We start from the raw sequence: 25,135 nt of genomic DNA on the forward strand, positions 1-25,135 counted from the left end.
TTTTATTTTTTTATGATTAAATTGGTTTAAAACTTAATCCTTGTTCCTGCAGTAATTTTTGCTCCTGATCTTTATAGTAGCCACCTACTAGTTTATCATGAATAGCTTCAAACGCGGCCAGAGTTTCATTGATCTCTGCATCCGTATGAGAAGCGGTAGGAATTAATCTTAAAAGAATCATTCCCTTTGGAATGACCGGATATACCACAACTGATGTGAAAATACCGTAATTCTCTCTTAAGTCTTTTACCAATAGAGTAGCTTCTACCGGAGTTCCCTGCATCATTACCGGAGTTACACAAGTATTAGTGTCTCCAATATTAAAGCCTCTTTCTGTAAGTCCGTTTTGTAGTTTGTAAACATTCTCCCAAAGTTTAGCTTTGATCTCAGGTTTTGATCTCAATAGCTCCAGTCTTTTCAATCCTCCGATTACCATTGGCATTGTAAGAGATTTTGCAAAGATTTGTGATCTTAGGTTGAATTTCAGATATCTGATGATTTCTTTGTCACCCGCAAGGAATGCTCCGAAACCAGCCATTGATTTAGCAAAAGTAGAGAAATATACATCGATCTGATCATTACAGTTCTGCTCTTCACCCACACCGGCACCTGTTGTACCAAGAGTTCCGAAACCATGTGCATCATCTACCAATAGTCTGAACTGGTATTTTGATTTAAGATCGCAGATCTCTTTGATTTTTCCCTGCTGGCCTCTCATTCCGAAAACCCCTTCTGTAATCACAAGAATACCTCCTCCTGTTTCTTCAGCTACTTTAGTCGCTCTCTGAAGGTTTTTCTCAAGACTTGCCATATCATTGTGCCTGTAGGTAAATCTTTTACCAGAATGAAGTCTTACTCCATCCACGATGCAGGCATGAGAATCCATATCATAAACAATAACGTCATTTCTGCTTACCAAAGCATCTATGGTAGAAACCATTCCCTGGTAACCGAAATTCAATAAATATGCTGATTCCTTTTTTACGAAGTCTGCCAGTTCTCTTTCCAATTGAAGGTGCTGATCTGTTTCTCCAGACATTGCTCTTGCTCCCATTGGATAGAACATTCCGTATTCTGCAGCCGCTTTTGCATCTGCTTCTATTACTTCAGGATGATTACACAATCCTAAATAGTCATTGGCACTCCAGAAAATTACTTCTCTACCCTGAAATTGCATTCTAGGGCCAATAGGTCCCTCTAATCTTGGGAAAATAAAATAGCCTTCACCATAATCTGCAAATTGTCCAAGTGGTCCTGGATTTTCTTTTATTCTTTCAAAAATATCCAACATTGTATCGTAATTTTTAAGTAAAAAGCCTTTTTTGTAGAACACGCAAAAGGCTTTATTTGTATTGTGATTTTATTTGTTCTTATTTGATAAACTCCGTTTTGAAAACTTCGTCATAATTGTGAACACAGTTGTTAACAAATCCCTGTTCGGCCATCCATTGATCACTGTATACTTTAGTGATGTATCTGGAACCGTGGTCAGGATAGATTAAAACAACCAGGTCATTTTCTGTGAGCTCATGAGATTTTGCATACTGCATGAGTCCCTGTGTTACAGCTCCGGTAGTATAGCCACCCATGATCGCTTCTTTCAAAGCAATTTCGCGGGTTCGGTATGCTGACATTTCATCATTTACCCTTACAAATTCGTCTACCTTGTCAAAAAGCAGGGCCGCAGGGATAAGGTTCTTACCCATTCCTTCAATCTGATAAGGATGTACATCTTCTTTGTGAATTTCTCCAGTCTCATGATAGCTTTTTAGGATAGAGCCATCTGCGTCTACTCCAATGATCTTGATATCTGGATTTTTCTCTTTCAAAAACTTGGCTGAACCCGACAGCGTACCTCCAGTTCCGGTGCAGGCAAAAAGGTGAGTGATCTTACCTTCCGTCTGTTCCCAGATCTCTGGACCTGTAGTCTGATAGTGGGCATCAATATTAAGCTCATTAAAATATTGATTGATGTAAATAGAATTAGGAGTTTCCTGAGCGATTCTTTTAGCTACTTCATAATATGATCTTGGATCATCCGCCGGAACATTGGCCGGGCATATATACACCACAGCACCCAATGCTTTCAGATAAGCAATTTTTTCTGGTTTTGTTTTATCACTTACTGCAAGAATACATTTATATCCCTTAATAATACATACCATCGCAATAGAAAACCCAGTATTCCCGGAAGTAGTTTCTACAACTACAGAATCTTCTTTTAAAAGGCCTTTTTTCTCTGCGTTCTCTATAATATGAAGTGCGATTCGGTCTTTGGTGGAATGTCCAGGATTATATGATTCTAACTTGGCATAAACGGTTGCTGGAATATCTTTTGTAACAGTATTTAGCTTCACCATAGGAGTATGTCCTATTAGGCCAAGAATATTATCGTAAACATTACTCATTATTTGTTATTTTCAATAAAAATCTGACTGCAAAAATACAAAAAAATAAATAATTACTAAACTTTTGTTTGATTTCTAGGGCATAGTTTTGTAAAACTTATTTTCGTATTTACAGTTTTGACAGGTCTATATTCGCAAATACTACGCCAAAATTTTTAAATTTTGTTAAAACCCGCATAAAATAAGATAAAAGCCTTATTTTCGCATAATTGATTTAATACTATGAAAAATTGGACTTTTAGGCAATGGAACACCGTTTCAGGATGGGTGATTTTCGTCATTGCGTTTTTCACGTACTTGTCCACCATAGAACCCAATTTCAGTTTTTGGGATTGTGGCGAGTACATTTCTTCTGCAGTAAAACTTGAAGTAACGCACGCTCCCGGAGCTGCTTTATTCCAGATAGTGGGTGCCGTGGCAGCCATTTTTGCATTAGGGAAAGGCGAAAATTATTCTATCGTGATCAACGCGATGTCTGCATTGTTCAGTGCGCTGACTATTTTATTTTTGTTTTGGACGATCACCCACTTTGTGAGAAGACTTCTGAACAAAGATTTTGATGAAATTACGAAACATCAGGAAATCTCTATTTTATTTGCCGGAGCGGTAGGAGCACTTTGCTTTACGTTCTCAGATACATTCTGGTTCTCGGCAGTAGAGGGAGAGGTTTACTCCATGGCTTCCATGTTTATTGCGCTTTTGGTCTGGTTAATCACCAAATGGGAGAATGAATATCAGGCGGGAGACAGTGAAAGATGGATTATTCTTATTTTCTTTGTTTTAGGACTTTCTGTGGGAGTGCATATGATGTGTATGCTGGCTATCCCTGCAGTATGTCTGGTATATTATGCAAGAAATTATAAGTTTACCTGGAAAAATTTTATCTGGGCAAACCTTATTACACTGGGGATTTTGATTATTGTTTTCAAAATTATGTTCCCTTTAATTATGACCATGTTCGGAAGACTTGAAATTTTCTTCGTGAATGGTCTTGGACTTCCTTTCCACTCTGGGACAATTGTAGCTTTTGTTTTGATGGTAGCGATCTGCTATTTCCTAATCAAATATGCAAGAAAAGCAAAGAGAAAAATCTACCAGACGGCTGCATTATCTGTGGTTTTCATGATGATCGGATTCTCTTGCTGGATGGTTATTCCAATCAGAGCCAATGCTAATCCGCCGATGAACCTTAATGATCCGGATACAGCAATTGGTATGTTGGATTATTATAACAGAGAGCAGTACGGTGACTGGCCAACAATCTACGGACAAAATTACACGGCATTCCTTGATGCTAATGGAATTGAGAAGAATGAGGACGGAAGTTTTAAAACTCAAAAAACCGGTGAGATCTACGAAAAAGATGAAAAAACCGGAACATATAGAAAAACCGGAGACCGTTTCAATTATGTATTCAACAAGTCTCAGGTAAGCTTAATGCCAAGAATGTTTAATGAGGATAAGGATGTAATGGCTAACTATATTTCAATGTATGGTGCTCCGGATTTTACATTCAATTATGCTAACGAAGACGTGGCAGACAATCCACAGGCTAAGCAGATCTTTGATGAATTGAGAGGGAAATATGAAGATAAGTCGATTACAGCTTCAGATTATCTGAAAGTAAAACCTTATAACCTGATCAACGTTCAGAAGCCGTCATTGCTTCAGAATATGGATTATTTTATTTCTTTCCAGAACGGATATTACTTTGTAAGATACCTGATGTGGAACTATGTTGGAAGACAGAATGACCTTGAAGGAAACATGGAAAGCACAAAAGGAAACTGGATTTCCGGTATTCCTTTTATCGATAATGTAAACGTAGGAAATCAGGATAAAATGCCTGCTAAATTCAAGAATGAAAGTACAGTAACATTCTTCTTCCTTCCATTAATTTTAGGTCTGATTGGATTCTTCTTCCAATTGAATAGAGACTTTGGAAGATTCTATGCACTGTTATCATTATTTATTTTAACAAGTGTTGGTATTGTTTTCTATACAGGAGTAAAACCTTTCGAACCTAGAGAAAGAGATTATGCAATGGTAGGTTCATTCTACGCATTTGCGATCTGGATTGGTATGGGAGCCGGAGCTATTTTATGGTTCCTGCAGTCTAAAATAAAATCAAACGGAGCTAACATCGCTTTAGGAGTAGTTTTATTAGGAGTACCTTTCATGATGGGATTCCAGAACTATAATGTTCATGACAGAAGCAACAGATATACAGCTTACGATTATGCGTATTCAGTTTTAAAATCATTACCGAAAAACGATATCCTTTTCGTTTACGGAGATAACGATACTTACCCGGTTTGGGCAATCCAGGAAACAGAACAGTTTAGAGATGATGTGAAAGTAGTTAACTTTACTCTTGCTTCAACTCCTTGGAATCTTGATCAGGTAAAAAGAAGAACTTACAATGCTATGGGAATCCCTAGCCAGTTGACACACGAAGATTACAGAGATGGTGTAAACGATCAGATCTATATGATGAAGAAAGAAGATTGGGAAGGTGTTTTCTCTATGTTGAAAGAACAGGGAGCTCCGGAAACACAATTCCAGTCGTTCAGAAAGTATCTTACACAGGATTCTTTAACGTTAAAACAAGCTATTGAATTCATTAAATTCAAATCTCCTGAGAAAGACGAATTGTTGAAAATGTACTTCGGAGAAGAGAAATTTGAAAAATACAATATCCTTCCGGTAAACAAATTCATTCTTCCTGTAAATAAAGAAAATGCTTTAAAAGCAGGAATCATCAATAAAGAAGATCTTCCAAATGTTGCTAATCAGATTATGATTACTTACAAAGGGAATACATTGTATAAGAATAACCTGATTCTGATGGATCTTTTGGCCAACTTCGACTGGAAGCGTCCTATCAACTTCTCATCAGGAGGTATCTATGACAGTGAAAATATTTTCTATCTGAACGATTATCTTCAGTTTGACGGATTCAGTTACAGATTAATTCCTATCCAAACGCCTCCGACAGCTGATGGAGATATGGGTAGAGTAGATGCCAATTCTCTTTATAATGTAGTGAAAAACTTCAGATGGGGGAACTTCAAAAACTTAAATACTCACTTTGATGAAACAGCTACTTCCAATATCATCAGCTACAGAATGTCAGCGAGCAGAGCTGCAGCAGCACTTGCATTGAGCGGACAGAAAGCTAAAGCATTGGAAATTCTGGATCTTGCAGCCAAAGAAATTCCTGCTGAGAAATACAACGATCCTCGTTCATTAAGCTCAATTGTATCAGGATACATTATTGCAGGTCAGGAGCAGAAAGGTCTTCAGCTTGCTGAGGTTCTTAAAAAAGGAATCTTTGAAGAGTACGATTATTATTTAAGCCTTTCCAAAGCAGACCAAAGCTACCTGAGAAGACAAATGAGAACAAAACCGATGGAATATTCTCTTGTTGTAGCTGCAGTAACGGATGCTTATACGAAGATTGGTCAGAAAGAAAAAGGATATGCTTATCTGGTAAAATCTATAGAGCCGATTGATAAAAAGTTCAATGTATTTATCAAAGATCTTCAGGAAATGGGTAAAGATAAAGCGATGAAAGAATCTGAAAATGTACAGCAGATCGCGCCATTCTACCAGTATTTATTTGATGTCATGGAACCTTATGATTCTACTTATTCAAAAGAAAAAGAAAATCAGATAACCACTGCGATTATCAAAGCAACAAAATAAACTACTTTAAAACGGGACTTCGGTCCCGTTTTTTTATTATTGGGAATCCTGAATATTAAGGTTATATTTGTGAAATTAAAAATACATAATGGCTGAAACAAAAAATAGCAGGTTCCCAATCTATGCTGTAATTGCTACAGTTGCTTTTAAGCTTCTTTTTTTACTGACACATTATATTCAGGAAGATGCGTTTATTACCTGGAGAGTGGCCCAGAATCTATTGGATTATGGGGTAATTGGTTTCAATGGAGACACCAAAATTTCTGCGTCTACCACTCATCTGTATGTTTTTGTGTCTTACCTTTTCAATCTTGTTTTTGGAAAGGAAAATTTTATTGAACCTCTTTTGATTTTCAATTCCATTCTGTTTACAATAGGAACTTTACTGCTTTCTCATTTGGTCCTTAAAAACCCATGGCACAAAGCGATTTTTATATTTCTAGTGGGTATTTTACCGCCAGCCATTAAAATCTCAATTCTCGGAATGGAGTATGGAATCCTCTTTTTCCTGGAAATGGCACTCCTGTATTACGGGTTCCATAAAGGGAAGAAATGGGTAGTAACGTTTCTTCCGGTTTTAATCATGTTTACAAGGATTGATACTGTGATATTCCTGGGAATTGTATTTCTTGTAGATCTATTCTGGAACAGAAAAATAAGATGGAATTATATTTTTGGCGGAATTCTGGGCGTTTTGTTAACCGTTGCTTTCAACTGGTTTTACTTTGGTGAGCTGGTGAATAATACCATTACCGCAAAAAAACTGCTTTACAGTGAAAACTTCACCATCCAGCAACATATCGGCTACTTTTTTAAGAGTTTCGGGAACTTCTGGGGAATGCTTAAAGTTCCTAGAGATTTCAACCCTATGACTGTTGTTATCTTGATTTTTGAGCTGGTTTGCTTTATTTATCTTATCAGACAAAGAGAAAAGAGAAACTATTTTTTATGGATGATCTTTATTTTTGGATGGGCAAAACAGATTATTTTTCTTTCTCAGAAAAGCCTGTTCGACTGGTATTACTGGGTACCACAGCTACTACTTTTTGTTCCTATTCTTATTTTCGTATTGGAGCAGAAAGAGAGGAGAAACCTATGGCTGTCATTACTGGTTATATTCTATATCTTCCCAATGCTTATTTTCCAGACTGTTCACTGTATTGCAACAGGAAACGGAGAATGGAACTACCGTAGAACGATTGGAACATTTTTAAACCAATATGAGAAAGACAAAAATCAGTGGATCTTATTGGAACCGGCTGGTTATGTTCCTTATTTTTCTGGATTAAAAACAATTGATGAGGTTGGGTTGGTAGACAAGCAGATTCAGGAAGAAATTAAAAAGGACAAAGTGAATTACTGGATCAATACGGTAAAAACAAGAAAACCGAAATATTTACTTTCCTACCAAAATATCTATGAAGGGAATAATGCCAATGCATTGTATTACCAAACCCATTACAAACTTTTAAAGGAATTCAGAGTGAAAGACCACCTGAAAAGTGACAATAAGATTTTAGAAAAAATATATAATCTGAAACCTTCCGGAACAGACTATAATTTGTACATTAGGGTTGATTAAAGGATTGAAAATTGCAGAGAGTTCAGAAACAAGGGTTAAAATACTCTCTCAAACCCTCAAACTTAAAACCTGCAACCTAATATCTAAAAACTAAAACCTAAAAAAAATGAAATACTGTGCTTTTCTCCGCGGTGTCAACGTAAAAGGAACCAATATGAAAATGGCTGATGTCTGCCAGGTTTTTAAAGATGCCGGAATGAAAGATGTGAGTTCAATATTAGCTTCAGGAAATATTGTTTTTTCTTCAGATAAAAATGCAGAAGATTTAAAAACAGTTCTGGAAAAAGCAATGTCAGAGCATTTTTCTTATGAAGCTTTCCTGTTTGTAAAATCTCAGGAAGAGACAGCCGTTTTCTGGAATGGTATTCCTTTTGAAAAAAACGAAAATCTCCATATTTATAGTTTTGTCGGAATGCCGGGAGTGGAAAAAGTGCTGATGGACGAGTTTCAAAAAGCTGCACAGGCAGAAAACGAAAAGGCAGAAATTATCAATGGTATATTTTACTGGCAAGTCCCGAAAGGAAATACCTTAGATTCTACCTTCGGAAAAGTATTAGGCAAAAAAAGTCTTAAAGATCAGTTCACCAGCAGGAATGTAAATACGTTTGAGAAAGTCTTGAAAAAGATGAATTAAAATGTTTCATCAGTGAATTTTTAAACGTTCTGTTTATTTTTTAAGTTTTGGCTGAAGCTAAACTGATGGTTTGTTTTTTATTAAACGGGCTAAAGCCCGTTCCTATTGAATGTTAGAATTGCCCACAGATTGCGCAAATTTATACAGATGATTTTGCTTAATTAATTATAGAATAAAAACGTACGGTTTGTCATTCCGTAGCAATCTAATCTATTATATATTAAAGAAAGATTATTTTAGTCTTCGGTTTCCCTAAACCCTAACTAACCCCCAAATAATTTCCAAGTCTGAAACTTTCTCAGTATTTTTACTGAACTTTTTAATTACAACAAAATGATTCAGTATTTAGATAATATTTCGCACAAAGATTCAAAAAACTTTTTCCTTATTGCCGGACCTTGTATTATTGAAGGAGAGGATATGGCATTGAGAATTGCTGAAAAAGTAATCACTATAACGGATAAATACAATATTCCTTATATTTTCAAAGGAAGTTTCAAAAAGGCCAACAGAAGCCGTGTAGATTCTTTCACAACCATTGGTGAAGAGAAATCTCTTGAAATCCTTAGAAAAGTAGGAGAGACATTCAATATTCCGACAACTACAGATATTCATGAGAATGAGCATGCAGCATTAGCGGCTCAATATGTAGATGTTCTGCAGATTCCTGCATTCCTTGTACGTCAGACCGATTTATTGATCGCTGCCGCTAAAACAGGAAAATGTGTTACCCTGAAAAAAGGACAGTTCCTTTCACCGGAAGCAATGAAGTTTGCTGTTCAGAAAGTGACGGATTCTGATAACCAGAAAGTAGCCATCATTGAAAGAGGAAATTCTTTCGGATATACAGACCTGATTGTAGATTACAGAGGAATTCCTACGATGAGAGAATATGCTCCTGTTATTCTGGATGTTACACACTCTCTACAGCAGCCAAACCAAAACTCAGGGGTTACTGGAGGAAGACCGGACCTTATTGAAACCGTTGCCAAAGCAGGAATTGCAGTAGGTGCAGATGGAATTTTCATCGAAACGCACCCTACACCGGAAACTGCTTTATCTGATGGTGCGAACATGTTAAGATTAGATTTATTAGAAGATTTGTTACAAAAATTGACAAGAATTAGAGAATCAATTTTGTAATTGTTAAAAAAACATTAATTTTAGAAATTCTAAAACATTTCTTTTGAAAAAACTAGTTTTACCGCTAAGCCTTATGGTCCCTTTTCTGATTTTCTCCCAACAAAGAAAAAAGGATACGGCGACCACTAGAGTGACCGATATAGAGGAAGTTGTCTTCCAGAAAAAAGTAACAGGAAGAACCAATGACCTTACCAATGTGAGAATTTCAGCAAAAGAAGCGAAATCAGTAGCTTCTATTAATGGTGGGATTGAAGGATTGCTTAAGACGCTTCCTTCCGTAAACTCCAATACCGAGCTGTCTTCCCAATATATGGTTCGTGGTGGAAACTATGACGAAAACCTTATCTACATCAATGATATTGAGATCTACAGACCTTTCCTGATCAGAAACTCTCAACAGGAGGGGATGAGTATCATCAATCCGGATATGGTATCTGCAGTGAATTTCTCAGCAGGAGGATTTGAAGCCAAGTATGGTGATAAAATGTCTTCTGCTTTAAATATCTATTACCGTGAACCTGAAAAATTTGAACTTTCAGGAGAGGCAAGTTTAATTGGAGGCAGACTGACAACTGGTTTGGCTTCAAAAAATAAAAAATTTACAGCCTTATTTTCCGGAAGATACAGAAATACCAATCTTGTTCTTAATACCTTAAAGGAAGATACAGATTTTAACCCAACGTATTGGGATTTCCAGTCTTATCTGAATTACCATGTTAATGATAAACTCTCCATGTCATTCATTGGGTACTATTCCAAGAATGACTATGAGATGATTCCTAAGGCAAAAAGTGTCACTTTTGGAAGCCTTCAGCAGCCTATTACAGTGAATATAGGATATGCAGGTAAAGAAAATGACCAGTATAAAAATATGATGGGGACATTCTCCATGAACTATAAGCCGACAGACAAATGGAAGCTTACCTTGGATGCCTTTGCTTATCAGAACAGAGAAAGAGAATATTATACAATACAGTCGCAATACGAATTGCAGACCTTTGATCCTGTTACAAAGCAGCCTGTGACATCTTTCGATATTGGAGGGCAGATAGAGCATGCAAGAAATGATTTATTTGTAAGAACATACGGAACACAGTTCAGAGCGAAATTCTCTCCCAATGTAAATACGGATATTGAGGTTGGATTCAAATATGAGAAAGAAAACCTTAAGGATTTTACCAATGAGTGGAAGCTTGTAGATTCTGCCGGATACAGCATTCCAAGACCGGAAATTATTGATCCGAGAACAGGGACTACAGGAGATCTGAAGCTTGCTTATTATATTGCCGGACAAAACAATATTGAGCCTACAAGACTTTCTGCATATGCGCAGTATTCTCAGAAATTCTATTGGGGAGCCAGTAAAGTATTTGTGAACGCTGGAGTACGTGTTGCCAACTGGAGTTTCAATAAAGAAACCATATTCTCTCCAAGAGTTCAGTTTGCAATAAAGCCCGACTGGGATAACGATATGCTGTTCAAGATTTCCGGAGGGATCTATTATCAATCTCCTTTCTATAAAGAGATCAAAGATTTAGATGGTAATTTTAACTCTAATATAAAGTCACAGCGCTCTATTCAGGTGATTCTTGCCAACGATTATGAGTTCCAGATGTATGACAGACCCTTTAAGCTGACTACAGAACTGTACTATAAAAAAATGGATAACCTGATTCCGTACTACATGGATAATGTGAGAATCCGTTATTCCGGGCAGAATAATTCTAAAGGATATGCATATGGTATTGATACCAGATTATTTGGAGAATTTGTTCCCGGTGTAGATTCGTGGTTGTCTGCGAGTTATGCCAGAGTGTACGAAAATATTGACGGAAGGGGTGATATCCCAAGACCTACAGATCAGAGGCTGAGGTTTGCGATGTTCTATCAGGATTATATGCCGAGTTTCCCGTCTATGCGTGTCAATCTTACTTTAGTATATGCAATGGGATTACCAACAGGAGCCCCTGTACTATTCAACAGCAATGGACAGCCTGATTTTAATGCAGCTTATAATTATCAACAGACTCTTCCTTCTTATAAAAGGTTAGATTTAGGATTAACAAAAGTATTTATTGATCCGAAAGAGAAAAATAAGAGATCCGGTTTCTGGGGTAATTTTGAAGAACTGACATTAGGGGTTCAGGTTTTCAATGCATTTAATATCAACAATACGGTAGCCAACCAATGGATTACAGATTACAACAGCAATTACATGTATCCGGTTCCAGTACGTCTTACAGGACGTTTCTTTAATGTAAAACTGGAATTCAGACTATAAGCTGAAATCAAAAAATAAAATAATAAAAAGCTTCCGGAAAATTCGGGAGCTTTTTATTTTCCTGAATTTTATAACAACATTACCAAATTTTATAACAATGCTGTCATAGATATTTTTAAATTTGTCCTATCAATGAAAAAGATTCTTGCCATATTGTTTTCTATTTTCTACTTCGGTTTTTCTTCCGGAGCGGCTTTTAGCATTCATTATTGCATGAAAGAACTTGTTTCTGTGAGCCAGAAAACAAGTGATATCTGTGCTAAATGTGGCGTTAAAGAGAAAAAAGGATGCTGCAAAACAGAGATCAAAATAGTAAAAGTAGATGATTCCCAGAAGTCTGATTTCCTGAAAATTGATTTTTTAAGTCAGATTTCAGAAATTCCGGTGAGACATCAGGTTGCTGTTGTTGATAAGTCTTTTTCGGCCACCAAGTTTACTCAAATCCAGATCAATGCACCGCCTGAATATCAGCAGGTACCGATCTACATCAATCATTGTAATTTTAGAATTTAGAATCCGTCAGTCGTTTCTGGTATCATCAATTGTATACTGTTGTGAACGGCATGTCCTGATGCATTTTCTGATGCATCACCCATTCTTTATTAAAAAACTTAATTCTAAAATTTAAAACAATGAAAAAATATATCATCACAGCAGCTTTCTCTTTATTTTCAATTATTTCACTATCAGCACAATCTAAAAAGGATGCTCAGGTTTCTAAACTGTATCAGAACTATATCGCGATCAAATCGGCCTTAGCTTCAGATGATGCTGACAAAACTTCAAAGGCAGCAACAGAATTCATTAAAACAGCATCTGTTATCGATTACAAAGTAGTTTCTGAGGGCAATCTTAATGTTCTCAGAAAAGATGCTTCTGTTATTTCTGAAGCAAGAAATGTTGCCGCACAGAGAGAAACGTTTTTAAATCTTTCAGACAATATGATTGCTTTGACTAAGCAGTTTAAACTTTCTGAGAAACCAGTCTATGTTCAATATTGTCCAATGGCAGACGGAAGCTGGTTAAGCGATGAAAAACAGATTGCTAATCCATATTACGGGAAGTCTATGCTTACTTGTGGAAGTGTAAAGTCGGAAATTAAATAATTACCGTATTATTCTTTAAAATAATGAGTTGCATAGTTTAATGTATAATTAACTTTAAGCTGTGCAACTTCTAAAAAGTTCGAAATATTATGAAAAAGCTTATAATGTTTCTGGTACTTTTGTTCTCTGTATTTACTTTCGCACAAACTACAAAAACATTTTATACCTGTCCGATGCACCCTGAAGTGGTGTCCTCTAAACCTGGAGACTGCCCGAAATGCGGAATGACTCTGGAGGAGAAAACTGTTGTCTTAAAACCAAAAGCGAAATCTATATCTAACACAGAGACAAAACTCTCAGAAACAAAAATAAATAAGGATAAAAGTGAGAAAAAAGAAGCTGAAAATCCAAAAGAAGAAAAATCTGTTTTAAGAAGGAACTCCGAAAACGGAAGAATAACCTTCGGAGGAAAAAAAGTTCGCTATGACCTGTATGTAAAAGATACCATTGTCAATTTTACAGGGAAAAACAGGAGAGCGATAGCGATCAACGGGAAACTTCAGGCTCCGACTTTATATTTTACAGAAGGAGATACAGCTGAAATTTACCTGCACAATATGCTGAAGGAAAAAACAGGACTGCACTGGCACGGAGTAATTCTTCCGAATGAACAGGATGGCGTTCCGTTCCTTACCACAAAACCCGTAATGCCGGGAGAAACCCATTTATACAAATTCAGAGTTTCCCAAAACGGAACGTATTGGTATCATTCCCATGAAGCGCTTCAGGAACAGATTGGAATGAATGGGATTCTGGTTTTCAAAAAAAGAGAAGGCGAGCCTAAAACAGAATATAACGCTGAGATTCCTGTATTGCTGGGAGATTGGAGTGATGATGACCCGATGCAGATTGCCAGAAGGCTTCATATGGCCAATACAGACTGGTATGCTGTAAAGAAAAATGCCGTACAAAGTTATTGGGAAGCCATTAAGTCTGGAAACTTCGGGACAAAAGCTCTGAATGAATGGAAAAGGATGGAAGCTATGGATGTGAGTGATGTCTATTATGACAAATTTTTGATCAATGGTGCTCCCAGTTCAGATTATTCCAATTTAAAACCTGGGGATAAAGTAAGATTAAGAGTGGCAAACGGAGGTTCCTCCACTTATTTCTGGCTGAATTATGGAGGTGGAAAGATCAAAGTGGTAGGAAATGATGGGAATGATGTGGTTCCGGTAGAAGTTGACCGTTTGATTGTTGGGGTTTCCGAAACCTATGATATTGAGGTTACTATTCCTGAAAATAAAAGCTTTGAATTCAGAGCGACTTCAGAAGACAGAATAGGACATGCTTCCCTTTGGCTGGGTTCCGGTGAAAAGGTAGAAGCTCCCAATCTTCCAAGATTAATGCTTTTTGAAGGAATGAAAATGATGAACGGAATGATGGAAATGAGTGGGAATATGAAGCCAATGAATATGACGATGGGAAATCAGATGATGGATATGAACGAAGTAATGTATCCGGAATTATCTGAAAACCAGAGAAAAACTACGGCAAAGCATATCAATGAGATGATGGGAGTAAAAACAAAAGATGATAAAAGTGAAGATCATTCTCAACATTCCGGAATGGATATGAAAGAGGAAAAAACGATCAAAAGATTGTCTTACAATATTTTAAAGTCTCCTGAGAAAACAATTCTTCCAACAGACAGTATTCGTGAAATGAAATTTACGCTGGAAGGAAATATGAACCATTATCTGTGGACACTGGATAATAAAACCGTAACGGAAACAGATAAAATTCTGATCAAAAAAGGAGAAGTTCTTAGAATTAAAATGTATAACAATTCGATGATGCGCCACCCAATGCATCTTCACGGTCATGATTTCAGATTAATCAATTCAAAAGGAGAGTATTCACCATTGAAAAACGTAGTGGATATCATGCCTATGGAAACGGTAACAATAGAATTTGCAGCTAATCAGGATGGTGACTGGTTTTTCCACTGTCATATTTTATACCATATGATGGCGGGAATGGGAAGAATCTTCAGTTATGAAAACTCTAAACCCAATCCACAGCTTCCGAACAGAAAACTGGCCTGGAAAAACTTTATACAGGATAATAAAATGACCAGTTCTATGGCCATGCTGGATGTAGCAAGCAATAAGATTCATGCAGAAACCATGACGATGTTCGGACCAAGATGGGCCAACCTGAATGAGTTTCATTCCAACTGGAATTTTGATCACTTTGAAGGAAGTGCAAAAGTAGGACGATTCTTAGGAAAATTTCAATGGGCGCTTCCTTATGCAGGAATCAGAGTTCAGAAAAATCATGAAATCATGGAGAGACAGATGGCTGAAGATATGGGAACGGATTTTCATGGTAAAAAGACCTGGTTTGGACAACAGAAAGCTTCAAAAAACAAATTTGCTTTTATGGTGGGGATGCAGTATGTATTACCTATGTTGATTACCGCTGATGCAAGTGTCGACCAAAACGGAAAAGTACTCTTAGAGCTGAGCAGAGAAGATATTCCACTTTCCAGAAGGTTGAGAGGAAACTTCAGTGTAAACTCCGATGGCGAATTTTCTACCGGAATACGATATATCGTTCAGAAATGGTTTTCGCTTTCCGGAAATTATGATAATGAAATGGGCTGGGGTGCAGGTGTTACTTTAACCTATTAAATAAAAATAAATTATATTAAAAAGCTGTCTCACTGAGGCAGCTTTTTTGCTCAGATAAATGGTAGCCATAGGGAAACTTTTTTGTGAACGCAAAGAATAGGTGATTCCAATGCTTAATTTTAGAAGGCAAAGAACTGAGACTTTGTCGCTGATGAAGCTTTAAAGTAATACATTCGCTTAGAAAAATCAATGAAATTGATTCTATCTTTGCTCACTTAAAATATTACAGATTAAAAATGAAACCTTTGCGTTTTTAATACTTTCCTGCAAATTGTCATTATATCTGCTTACCTATTACTTTTACATTTATCTAGTTAAAACAAAAATCCACCTCATTTTCATGAGATGGCTTTATATAATTGATACAAGTACTTTATTTAGAAGCTCCTGCTGGCTTTTCAGTTTTTGCTGGTGTATAGGTCACTTTTGAAATATCAACAGTCATTTCCTTCAGACGTTTTGCCACATTTTCAGGCATTTCTTTCTGATATCTTCCTCCAATTACTTCTGAAAGGAATTTCTCTGTTTCGGCATACATCGCCATGCTGTTCACTGGCTTACGGAATCCGTGGCCTTCATCATCGGCAAGGATGTAATTTACCTTTTTACCTTTATCACGAAGAGCAATTACAATCTGATCTGCTTCAGCCTGTTTTACCCTTGGATCATTAGCGCCCTGAACGATCAACAAAGGTTTGTTGATTTTATCTACGCTAAATAACGGGCTTGCAGCATGCATTAACTTTTTACCTTCTTCAGTTTTAGGATCACCTACCATACCATATAGGAAGGCGCGTGCAGCTTCCCAGTAAGCAGGAACAGAATCCAATAGAGTAAACAGGTTGCTTGGTCCTACGATATCTACGCCGGCAGCATATACATCAGGCGTGAAGGCTAACCCAGCCAGTGTTGCATATCCACCATAGCTTCCTCCCATGATAACGACTTTGTTTTTGTCTGCAATTCCTTGATCAATAAGATATTTTACGCCCCATGTAATATCATCCTGCATCAGTTTTCCCCACTGAAGATCTCCGCCATTCTGGAACTTTTTACCATATCCGCCACTCGCTCTGAAGTTAGGCTGTAATACGGCATATCCTCTGTTGGCTAGAAATTGTACTGTTGAGTTGTATCCCCAGTAATCTCTTGGACCTTTTGGACCCCCGTGAACCAGAACTACTACAGGAACATTTTTTCCGGTTGATCCCACAGGTAATGTCAGGTATGCCGGAATTTCAAGTCCGTCACTGCTTTTATAAGTAATAGGTGTCATGGCAGCCAGATACTTTTCAACTTTCTTCAATTCTGTTCTTGGAGTATACTGAAAAATCAGCTGTTTGGTTTTTGCATCAAAGAAATACGCTTCGGACGCATATTTATCACCTCCAACACCAACTAAGAATTTAGAATAATCATTGGTTGAGCTTGAAAAATTAACTTCTCTTCCCGGGAATTTACTTTGCAGAAATTTATAATTAGCTTCCCATGTTTTATCTTTCCAGTAGTATTCTGTTTTATCTCCTGTGTAAGAGGTATAGATCATCTTTCTGGTATTTCTGTCTAGGGACAGCCCTCCAAAATCTACTTTATCTTTGGGATCGCTTTCTATTTTTGTGATCTGCTTGGTTTTTGGATCCATCAGGAACAATGTAGATTTGTCAAGATTCCCTTTGTTGGTTACCAGATAGAATTTAGAATTATCTTCATTCCAGTTCGAGATATAAGCACTTTCCGTTACTAAAGTCTCATAAATAGGGGTAAGTTTATCTCCTTCTTTATAAAAAAACTGGGTAGTCCCTTTATCATCCGTTTTGGACAACACTCTCAATTTTTCATCCCAGTCAAACTCATAACTTGTGATACGGTCTGTATTTTCAAAAATCTTTTTCAGCTCGCCTGTAGAAATTTTCAATGAATATAAATCATGCCACGCTTTATCACGGTTGTTTAGCCCAATCATCAATAAGTCAGGATTTTTTCTGCTTACCATGTAGATTTGGGCGGTTACATCTTTAAGAGGGGTTATATTTCTAGACTCAGGAACTCCACTCGTTACTTTTGCCATGGGGTCTACAGCGAAAATATTCATGTTTTCATCCCCGTTACCATCTTTTACGTAAAGAATATACTTCCCGTCTTCTGACCAGAAATATCCGCTCATCGGTCGTTTACTATCCGTTAATGGGCGGGCTTTTTCAAAAGGTTCATCAATTTTTTTCACCCATATATTCATGATGCCTCCGTATTCTTTTGTAAAGGAGATCCATTTTCCATCCGGGCTCAGCTGTCCTCCGGCAATTTCCGGGTTTCCAAAGAATAGACCTCTGTCCAGTACCGGGACTTCTTGTGCTCGTGCTGTATGAACTCCTATGAATAAGAGCAATACATAAAAGATTTTTTTCATGTTTTTTTGATTTAGTTGTTATTAATAAATTGAATATAATTTTTTACATTTTATCTTTTCTTAAAAACGTAATCTCTACATTTCCAGTTTTATAATCTTTTTAGCCATTTTTTGATTCATACTTTCCGGAATTAAGCCCATCAGAAAATTACGAAGAGAATTTCCTCTTTCCCATTGAGAAACCTTTCCGATAGTCCGGCTTGTATTGACAATATAATCTACTTTTTTTCGTCTGATGCTTTGAAACGTTTTAAAAATGGTATTGAAATCCTGACTCTTTTCCAGCAGCTTGCCAATAATATAAGCGTCTTCAATAGCCTGGCAGGCACCTTGCCCCATATTGGGAGTTGTTGCATGGGCGGCATCTCCGATCAGGCATAGATTTTCAGAATACCATTGGGGAATAGGAGCGAGGTCGGAAATGGTGTTACAAATAATATTTTCGCTTACTGTAGCTTCAATAAGTTGTAAAACTAAGGAATCAAAATCATTGAAAATATCCGCGATTTCAGTAGATTTCCCGAAACTTTTCTCATTGACACAGGCATACCAATACACTTTTTTGTCAGAAATTTTCACAAATCCGAAACGTTTTCCCTTTCCCCACATTTCAAAAGCTTCCTGATGATGTCTTTCAGGCAGATCGAAATCCAGCAGACCACGCCAGCATTTCTGACCTGAATTCCTGATCGTTCCTGTTTTTAAAATCTGATTCCGGATAGGGGATTTTATACCATCAGCTCCAAAAACGATCTGACTTTCAATATGATTTCCGTTTTCAAAATCCAGAATATAGTGCTCTCTCTTTTCTATTTTTTGTAATGAATGATTGAGCTGAATGGCATCAGGAGATAGGTTTTCAGCCAGAATTCTTTGAAGCTCTGCCCGGTGAATGGCAACATTGCAGGAGTTGTACTGCGCTTCCAGTTCCAGAATTTCCGTTTTGGAGATAGGTTGTAAAGATTCATTGGCGATAACAATTCTATGAACTTTATTTCCTGCATTTTCAATCTTCTCTTTTAAACCCAATTGATCAAAAACCTGCATCGCATTGACCGCCATCATGATTCCGGCTCCTACAGGTTTTATTTCAGGAGCAGCTTCATAGATCGTGAAATCATACTGATGCTGTTTCAGTATATTTCCGAGGGTAAGTCCTCCGATTCCGGCTCCGATGATTGAAATGGTGTTCATAAAGATTTGGTTTTTGTTGTCCGCTGTAAGGCGCTGAAATTTTTATATTTGATACAATTTCACTCTATTATTTTAATTTATAACGTTAAAATATAGCTTTCCGATACCTTTTTAAAGCCATATTTACTAAAAAAGTTATGAGCTCCATGATTGTTGACTCCGCTTTCCAGCAAGATAAAACTGATATTCCAGTTTTTGGACTCAAGAAGGGCTTCCTCCAAAAGTTTGCTTCCAAGAGATTGACCTCTTATAGACTGGTTCAAAAGCATATCCTCTAAAATCGCATACTTTTTAAAAGGGCTGTTGATCACATTGAAAACAAGCATCCCTACAATATCCCCGTTTTCATTTTCTGCAATTAAAATATTCAATTTTGAAGCTTCATTATAGTCATAATCGTTCATAAGCTGCTCTGTGAATACAGCTCTGACATCAGGATTCCAATGATTAGAATCTAAAGCTCTTCCATACATGATTTCACTATGGGAGATGTATGAATCTGTTTTATGAGTAATAAAAAAGTCTACCAGTTCTGCTACGCGTGTTTTATCCGTAAGCCATTTTGTAGTATATTTCATGAGGTGTAGTGTATTTATTTTAATTTTTTCAGTTCTTCCAGCAGTGTATTCTGCTTATTGATGAATTGAGTGAGGCTGTCCGTTTTCAAAAGATGAGCATTCTGATATTTTTCAATTTCCGGAAGCGTTTTTCTGATTTTGAATGCAGAATACAAACTATAAATGCTCTGTTTATTGCGGCTTATTGCATGTTTAAGCTCTTTTATTTTTTGAATTTTCAAATAATATTTATCTGAACTTTCTTTGACAAGGTTCATCATTTCCTTTCTTAAAACCGAATCGTTAATCGCTTTTGCCTCGCTTTCCGCAATCAGATAATAATCTTCGGAATTAGCAATAATAGTATTATATATACTTTGCATTTTGCGGGCATTTTCTTGCATTAAAGAAATTTTTTCATCCATTTTCTTTAGTGCATCATCATTTTTTATTTTCTCATAATAAATGCCATTAAATATATCTTGGGTTTTGCTAAGTCTCTTTATTGGCATACTGGATTCTGTGTTCTCAGCAGCTTTCTCAACAATATCATGATTTTGCGATTTGTTTTCTCTACAGGAAAGTACAGATAATGCCAGGGCAGAGGCGAAAAGTATTTTTTTCATACGTGTTTGTTTTTTAATATTTTTTCTCAACAGGAGGAATCAGATCTCCCTGGCTTATTGTATACAACAGATGGGGATAAACGAAATCCAATGATCTGTTTTCCTGACCTCTGAGCTTAAAAAAATCTGATTCCTGCTCTTTATCAGCTAATGTTAATACTTCTCCGGAAGAAAAATGAGGTTTTTCATTATTAAACTGAATAGATGTTTTCGATTTTCGGAAGGTAATTCCCAGCCATTTATTATCATTAACAGTCTTTTTTTGATCATGGGTTGAATTCAGGATAATCTTATGTTGAAATTTTTTATTGGTTTCCACAGAAAATAAAACAACAGAGTTATGATGTAAAATAATTTCAAATTCTTCATCTGTTATTTTATCTTTCACTATAAGCTTTCTCAACTGAAAATCTTCTAATTCGTCCGGCTGCTCATAACATGAAAAAAGTCCTATAAAAGAATTATTTTCTAGGTCTAAAGCCTGGTCAGAATGAAAACTCATCTTGGAGTAGGTAGAATCATAAACTTCAATTAACGCATTGTCAAAATACTGTACAGGTATTTCTGTATTTTCAGATAAAAGAGTCGCATTAATTTGTTCAACAAGTTTCTCATGAATTTCCGAAAATGCAGCTGCCGGAATATGATATCGGGTAGTGGTTCTTACAATTGAGATATACTTACCTTCTACTTTTACCAGATGATTTCCAAGTCTTCCTTTTCCTGTTGACTCAAAATCAACAGAATGGAATAAATTCATAAACATATTGCTGTCTAAGGGAAGCCGTATTTTTTGAAACTCAGTTCTATTCATTCTTTCTATTAAAATATAGGTTTTTCATAATCTCCTGAGTTCATACTGAAATGAACTTTGCCATATTCTATCATGTTTTCAGTACTGTTTTCTTCGTAATAAGAACTTCTTAGCTCTTCACGAAGTTCCGGAGTCATCTCTTCAAGCTTAATATAGTGGCCATTTTCTTTTATATAGGTCTGATTATTGGTATGCATCGCTTCCACATTAGAGCAACGAACTACATATCCCATTCTTATCGGGATTTGGTTAACACCCAAAGCTGAAGGTCTGATTTCATGAGTATACAGCCTGTTAGTAGAAAGTGGAATAAAAAATGCAGAATTTGGGTATAAAGTAACAGTGAATTCTTTTTCCAGTGAATCATCCTCAACCGTTTTTTTTAGCCTAAAATGAAGTCTTGTTAAAGCACTTGTCTGTTTATAACACCAGTCGAACCTGTCAGTAGCTGATGGCTTTAATTGTTCTATATTTGAATGATCATAAAACGTACAAAACGCAATAAGTCCTTCTTTAGGCATATCTTTGGTCTTGTCGGAATGGGCTTTGATTTTGGCTTTTACTTCCTTGTCAGAATCAGTTGTTTTCTGTTTATTTTCATAAATCTGGACAAGAGCATGATTCATATCTGTTCTATACTCAAATGTATCCTGTACACATTCATTCAAAAGATTGATAATCTGAGTATCTACATCGCGGAAATTATCAGTAGGGCCTGTTAAATTGCTTGAACATCGTAAAAGGTTGTAATGAAAAGCTTCTTTTCCTTCCTCAGTAATTTCTTTGGTAACTTTACTCAGATAAATTCCTTTTCTGAAAGCTTTAGTTTCTTTGTTAGACTCTGTTAATTCTTGAAAGTCGTGTTGAGATTTAATGGTATCGAAACTGTAGTCATCACCAAAGAGTTTTCTGTAATAAACTCCGGCATTGCTGATAATAATAGGAACTTCTCCTAAACTTACTGTTTTTAAAAGGTTTTCAGGATAATTTTCATAATTCACCGAAAGCTCTTTTATAACGGATAAATATAAAGTATTTTCTTCAAGGCTCTTGAGATCCCCGCAAATATAGATTTTTTTACTGCTTACATTTTTAATGTTTATATCAGAAAATCTATTGACAACCGATCCGCAAAAATGATCAATTAAATATTGAAGTTCCGGATTGATATCTTTATCATGCTGCAAAACAACAAGAATATTTTTGTCATGAATAATTTTATTTTCAAATGATAGAATAGTCATTGTTTTTTTAATAAGGTATTATAGGGTATTAGTTGAAAATATTTTTAGGTTTGTTACAAAAACATATGAAATAGAGTTTAGATTATTCAACCCTTTATCCCCAGCTTTTAAATTTGTCATGCATTATTTCTGCTATCTCGTTTACTCTTTTCTGAGCTATCTCATTATCCTGTCTGTATTCCATAGGTATCTTGTCATAGTCCATAACTTCATCGTTAGACAGGAATCCTTTTAAATGATTTAATACTCTAAAGATCATATGGTCCATACGCCAGCAAATAGAAGGCTCAATGTTTTGCATTTCATCAGTTTTTATTCCTTTCGTTTCACCGCCGACCCAGAGACTTCTATCAAATACGAAAGTAATGTCCTTATAATTTGACTCAGATTTATCATATTCAGGATTACTGAACAGTATTTTCCATCTTGGAATACCTGCTGCGAAGCGCATACTGCAAAATATGGGCTGGAATAATCTTTTACTTGTATCTACATCAGAAATATTTTTTGGAGGCTCGGTGTAAAAATGGTCAAAAACCTCAATAAGATGACCTAAATTGGGTTTAATAAATTCAATATAACGGGCAATAACAAATCCATTTTCATTCGATTGGCTGATAGAAGGAATATAAAACAGATCCCCTGGTTTTGGCTTCATTAATGACTTCATTATACAATATTTTAATAGTACTATCTGGATATTTATAAAAAAACGGAGCCTGAAAACAGACTCCGTATAAAATTTTTTACGCTAAAATTATTTACCTAGATAAGATTTAAGGATCTTGCTTCTGGTATTGTGTTTTAGTCTCTTAATTGCTTTTTCTTTGATCTGACGAACTCTCTCTCTTGTAAGATCGAAAGTTTCACCAATTTCTTCTAAAGTCATTGGGTGTTTTCCGTTCAGTCCGAAGTATAATCTTACTAAATCAGCCTCTCTTGGCGTCAAAGTATTTAATGCTCTTTCGATCTCGATTTGTAGAGATTCAAGCATCAGATCTTTATCTGGACTTGGAGATTCTCCTGAACGCAATACATCATAAAGATTAGAATCTTCACCTTCTACTAAAGGCGCATCCATAGACAGGTGTCTTCCGGAGTTTTTCATTGATTCTTTAATATCTTCCTCGCTCATGTCAAGAACTTCAGCCAATTCTTCCGGAGAAGGTGGTCTTTCATTTTCCTGCTCAAGGTGAGCGTATGCTTTATTGATTTTGTTGATAGAACCAATTTTGTTCAATGGTAGTCTTACAATTCTTGACTGCTCAGCCAATGCCTGTAAAATTGATTGACGGATCCACCATACTGCATAAGAGATAAATTTGAAACCTCTAGTTTCATCGTACCTTTTTGCCGCTTTCATGAGTCCTAAGTTACCTTCATTGATCAAATCGGGTAAAGAAAGACCTTGATTTTGGTATTGCTTAGATACAGAAACTACGAAACGAAGGTTGGCTTTGATTAATTTCTCCAGTGCGGCTCTATCGCCAGCACGTATTTTTTGTGCCAATTCTACTTCTTCGTCCGCAGTGATCAGTTCCACTTTACCAATTTCCTGCAAATACTTGTCTAATGAAGCAGTTTCCCTGTTGGTAACCTGCTTAGTGATTTTTAATTGTCTCATTTATTTTATCCTCAAAAAAAGAGTTACTATAATATATACGTATGAAAAGGTAAAAAGGTTACACGAGGTAGAATCTTTTTTCTACAATGTATACTATAAAATGTGTTAATGTTTTTATAAGGCTTTTTAATTGTTTGATAATAAGCGCGTTGGCGTTGTTTTTTATTGAAGTTTAAAATGTTTTTTAATGATAAAAGAATTAATATTCGGGATACTTTGTTATAAATGAAATCAAGTATTTATAATGATTAGACTTTAAAACTCATACTTTAAACAAAAAAAAACGAAACCGAAGTCCCGTTTTTTTTATATTATTTTAAAATAATTTTCAACTAAAAAAGTTCGTTTAAAACTTTTGCCAGTCTCAATCCTCCGTATAGAAGCTGTCTTTCCATCGTATCGTTGAACTTATACTGGTAGTCGTAAGATAGTTTAGAATCGTTAGGAGTCTGTGCATAGATTTTGTTGGCAATTTTATGAGAATCATATAACCAATCTTCTAATGTTCCGGACTGGATCTGTGCTACTTCTTCTTTAGATTTAATGTCTAAAAGCTTAGAATATTCTGTGTAGCTGTATTTTGAGAGTCTACCAATTTTCCGTCCCAAACTGAGTGTAAATTGGTTTTTTCCCCGAAATAAGTAACATTGATCTTGTTTCCACCCAAATCTTCCGCTCTTCCTACGTGTAGAGGCTGTGCCAGGTCTCCCATAATATGGATAAGGAAGATTAAAGCAATTTTTCTGTCCTTTTCAGAAGTGTTTTTGTCTTTGATCTGGCTAGACAGTGTGTTTACCTGTGTATAAAGGCTTGGCCCTGCCTGTGCTTTTAAGTTTTGTTCAAAAGCTTTAAAGTCAGTCTGTGGATCAATGTTTACATAATGCCACGATGAAGCCTGCTTCCATGCACCTGTTGTATCAGATTTGATAAAATCCGGCCAGTTTGCCCAGTAAGCCAGACGTTCTCTTCCCATCATTTTTTTAATTTCTCTTCTCGCCTTGCGGGAAAGATGGTTTTCTGCAATGTCTGCAATAACCCTGTGTCCCGTTAATCCCCACGCATAAGAATAAAGTGAAGAGGCCATGAATGCTAAAATCAGAATTTTAAAATAAATACTTTTCATTTTGAATAACAATTTTCAGTCTGCAAAGATACGGCCCACTTTCGAAAT

20 protein-coding genes are annotated in these 25,135 nt (G+C 36.2%); 8 read left to right on the forward strand and 12 right to left on the reverse strand.

What is annotated here, in order from left to right:
• Nucleotides 1–16: 16 nt before the first annotated feature.
• Nucleotides 17–1,288 carry an aminotransferase class I/II-fold pyridoxal phosphate-dependent enzyme gene (locus tag LF886_RS12495; protein WP_185147150.1) on the reverse strand — a complete coding sequence of 424 codons (1,272 nt, stop codon included), beginning with the start codon at nucleotides 1,286–1,288 and terminating at the stop codon, nucleotides 17–19.
• Nucleotides 1,289–1,370: 82 nt separating this feature from the next.
• A complete protein-coding gene (locus tag LF886_RS12500) occupies nucleotides 1,371–2,408 on the reverse strand; it encodes a PLP-dependent cysteine synthase family protein (protein WP_124531697.1) in 1,038 nt (345 codons plus the stop codon).
• A 222-nt stretch (nucleotides 2,409–2,630) separates the two neighbouring features.
• On the opposite strand from LF886_RS12500, the gene LF886_RS12505 reads away from it, so the two are divergent.
• From LF886_RS12505 to LF886_RS12540, 8 genes are all read left to right on the forward strand, one after another.
• Nucleotides 2,631–6,116 (forward strand): DUF2723 domain-containing protein, encoded by a 3,486-nt coding sequence (locus tag LF886_RS12505; RefSeq protein WP_236849872.1) that lies wholly within the window; start codon nucleotides 2,631–2,633, stop codon nucleotides 6,114–6,116.
• An 88-nt stretch (nucleotides 6,117–6,204) separates the two neighbouring features.
• A complete protein-coding gene (locus tag LF886_RS12510; protein WP_236849874.1) occupies nucleotides 6,205–7,698 on the forward strand; it encodes a hypothetical protein in 1,494 nt (497 codons plus the stop codon).
• Nucleotides 7,699–7,804: 106 nt separating this feature from the next.
• Complete coding sequence (locus tag LF886_RS12515) at nucleotides 7,805–8,332, forward strand: DUF1697 domain-containing protein (RefSeq protein ID WP_236849875.1); 528 nt, start codon at nucleotides 7,805–7,807, stop codon at nucleotides 8,330–8,332.
• Nucleotides 8,333–8,665: 333 nt separating this feature from the next.
• Nucleotides 8,666–9,475, forward strand: a complete 810-nt coding sequence (kdsA, locus tag LF886_RS12520; RefSeq protein WP_124531689.1) for a 3-deoxy-8-phosphooctulonate synthase — start codon at nucleotides 8,666–8,668, stop codon at nucleotides 9,473–9,475.
• Nucleotides 9,476–9,518: 43 nt separating this feature from the next.
• Entirely contained in the window at nucleotides 9,519–11,756 is a 2,238-nt protein-coding gene (locus LF886_RS12525; protein WP_236849877.1) for a TonB-dependent receptor plug domain-containing protein, read from the forward strand.
• Between the two features lie 132 nt (nucleotides 11,757–11,888).
• Nucleotides 11,889–12,269, forward strand: a complete 381-nt coding sequence (locus LF886_RS12530) for an HYC_CC_PP family protein (protein WP_236849879.1) — start codon at nucleotides 11,889–11,891, stop codon at nucleotides 12,267–12,269.
• Between the two features lie 119 nt (nucleotides 12,270–12,388).
• Entirely contained in the window at nucleotides 12,389–12,862 is a 474-nt protein-coding gene (locus LF886_RS12535) for a DUF3347 domain-containing protein (protein WP_109738635.1), read from the forward strand.
• 104 nt (nucleotides 12,863–12,966) lie between these two features.
• Nucleotides 12,967–15,498: a multicopper oxidase domain-containing protein gene (locus tag LF886_RS12540; RefSeq protein WP_410685632.1), complete on the forward strand. Its 2,532-nt coding sequence runs from the start codon at nucleotides 12,967–12,969 to the stop codon at nucleotides 15,496–15,498.
• 373 nt (nucleotides 15,499–15,871) lie between these two features.
• Here LF886_RS12540 and LF886_RS12545 read toward each other — a convergent pair whose 3' ends face one another.
• The 10 genes from LF886_RS12545 to LF886_RS12585 all read right to left on the reverse strand — a co-directional run bounded on the left by LF886_RS12545 (nucleotide 15,872) and on the right by LF886_RS12585 (nucleotide 25,087).
• Entirely contained in the window at nucleotides 15,872–17,905 is a 2,034-nt protein-coding gene (locus LF886_RS12545) for an alpha/beta hydrolase family protein (protein WP_236849886.1), read from the reverse strand.
• Nucleotides 17,906–17,980: 75 nt separating this feature from the next.
• A complete protein-coding gene (locus LF886_RS12550) occupies nucleotides 17,981–19,099 on the reverse strand; it encodes an FAD-dependent monooxygenase (RefSeq protein WP_236849887.1) in 1,119 nt (372 codons plus the stop codon).
• A gap of 77 nt (nucleotides 19,100–19,176) precedes the next feature.
• Nucleotides 19,177–19,677: a GNAT family N-acetyltransferase gene (locus LF886_RS12555; RefSeq protein ID WP_236849888.1), complete on the reverse strand. Its 501-nt coding sequence runs from the start codon at nucleotides 19,675–19,677 to the stop codon at nucleotides 19,177–19,179.
• Between the two features lie 14 nt (nucleotides 19,678–19,691).
• Complete coding sequence (locus LF886_RS12560; protein WP_236849889.1) at nucleotides 19,692–20,312, reverse strand: hypothetical protein; 621 nt, start codon at nucleotides 20,310–20,312, stop codon at nucleotides 19,692–19,694.
• On the reverse strand, nucleotides 20,296–21,096 hold the full coding sequence (locus LF886_RS12565) for an alpha-ketoglutarate-dependent dioxygenase AlkB (protein WP_236849890.1): 801 nt from the start codon (nucleotides 21,094–21,096) through the stop codon (nucleotides 20,296–20,298). The genes LF886_RS12560 and LF886_RS12565 overlap by 17 nt, the downstream gene beginning before the upstream one ends.
• Before the next feature lie 8 nt (nucleotides 21,097–21,104).
• Nucleotides 21,105–22,340: a hypothetical protein gene (locus LF886_RS12570; RefSeq protein ID WP_236849891.1), complete on the reverse strand. Its 1,236-nt coding sequence runs from the start codon at nucleotides 22,338–22,340 to the stop codon at nucleotides 21,105–21,107.
• 94 nt (nucleotides 22,341–22,434) lie between these two features.
• The gene (locus LF886_RS12575; protein ID WP_236849892.1) at nucleotides 22,435–23,010 is read right to left on the reverse strand and encodes an Imm26 family immunity protein; all 576 of its coding nucleotides are present in this window, start codon (nucleotides 23,008–23,010) and stop codon (nucleotides 22,435–22,437) included.
• Between the two features lie 87 nt (nucleotides 23,011–23,097).
• Entirely contained in the window at nucleotides 23,098–23,964 is an 867-nt protein-coding gene (locus LF886_RS12580) for an RNA polymerase sigma factor RpoD/SigA (RefSeq protein WP_099767369.1), read from the reverse strand.
• Between the two features lie 332 nt (nucleotides 23,965–24,296).
• Nucleotides 24,297–24,572 (reverse strand): S1/P1 nuclease, encoded by a 276-nt coding sequence (locus LF886_RS24120; protein ID WP_410684818.1) that lies wholly within the window; start codon nucleotides 24,570–24,572, stop codon nucleotides 24,297–24,299.
• On the reverse strand, nucleotides 24,512–25,087 hold the full coding sequence (locus LF886_RS12585; RefSeq protein ID WP_410684820.1) for a S1/P1 nuclease: 576 nt from the start codon (nucleotides 25,085–25,087) through the stop codon (nucleotides 24,512–24,514). Before LF886_RS12585 ends, LF886_RS24120 begins: the two co-directional genes overlap by 61 nt.
• Between the last annotated feature and the right edge of the window lie 48 nt (nucleotides 25,088–25,135).

Origin of the sequence: Chryseobacterium sp. MEBOG07 (genome assembly GCF_021869745.1) — a bacterium.
GTDB classification, from domain to species: domain Bacteria; phylum Bacteroidota; class Bacteroidia; order Flavobacteriales; family Weeksellaceae; genus Chryseobacterium; species Chryseobacterium viscerum.

What these genes read in the sequence shown, in the direction of transcription:
- kdsA (WP_124531689.1), top strand. Translation starts at nt 8,666, where the DNA reads ATGATTCAGTATTTAGATAATATTTCGCACAAAGATTCAAAAAACTTT.
- LF886_RS12565 (WP_236849890.1), bottom strand. Translation starts at nt 21,096, where the DNA reads ATGAATAGAACTGAGTTTCAAAAAATACGGCTTCCCTTAGACAGCAAT.
- LF886_RS12515 (WP_236849875.1), top strand. Translation starts at nt 7,805, where the DNA reads ATGAAATACTGTGCTTTTCTCCGCGGTGTCAACGTAAAAGGAACCAAT.
- LF886_RS12580 (WP_099767369.1), bottom strand. Translation starts at nt 23,964, where the DNA reads ATGAGACAATTAAAAATCACTAAGCAGGTTACCAACAGGGAAACTGCT.
- LF886_RS12585 (WP_410684820.1), bottom strand. Translation starts at nt 25,087, where the DNA reads ATGAAAAGTATTTATTTTAAAATTCTGATTTTAGCATTCATGGCCTCT.
- LF886_RS12530 (WP_236849879.1), top strand. Translation starts at nt 11,889, where the DNA reads ATGAAAAAGATTCTTGCCATATTGTTTTCTATTTTCTACTTCGGTTTT.
- LF886_RS12570 (WP_236849891.1), bottom strand. Translation starts at nt 22,340, where the DNA reads ATGACTATTCTATCATTTGAAAATAAAATTATTCATGACAAAAATATT.
- LF886_RS12550 (WP_236849887.1), bottom strand. Translation starts at nt 19,099, where the DNA reads ATGAACACCATTTCAATCATCGGAGCCGGAATCGGAGGACTTACCCTC.
- LF886_RS12510 (WP_236849874.1), top strand. Translation starts at nt 6,205, where the DNA reads ATGGCTGAAACAAAAAATAGCAGGTTCCCAATCTATGCTGTAATTGCT.
- LF886_RS12535 (WP_109738635.1), top strand. Translation starts at nt 12,389, where the DNA reads ATGAAAAAATATATCATCACAGCAGCTTTCTCTTTATTTTCAATTATT.
- LF886_RS12505 (WP_236849872.1), top strand. Translation starts at nt 2,631, where the DNA reads ATGAAAAATTGGACTTTTAGGCAATGGAACACCGTTTCAGGATGGGTG.
- LF886_RS12575 (WP_236849892.1), bottom strand. Translation starts at nt 23,010, where the DNA reads ATGAAGTCATTAATGAAGCCAAAACCAGGGGATCTGTTTTATATTCCT.
- LF886_RS12545 (WP_236849886.1), bottom strand. Translation starts at nt 17,905, where the DNA reads ATGAAAAAAATCTTTTATGTATTGCTCTTATTCATAGGAGTTCATACA.
- LF886_RS12540 (WP_410685632.1), top strand. Translation starts at nt 12,967, where the DNA reads ATGTTTCTGGTACTTTTGTTCTCTGTATTTACTTTCGCACAAACTACA.
- LF886_RS12500 (WP_124531697.1), bottom strand. Translation starts at nt 2,408, where the DNA reads ATGAGTAATGTTTACGATAATATTCTTGGCCTAATAGGACATACTCCT.
- LF886_RS12555 (WP_236849888.1), bottom strand. Translation starts at nt 19,677, where the DNA reads ATGAAATATACTACAAAATGGCTTACGGATAAAACACGCGTAGCAGAA.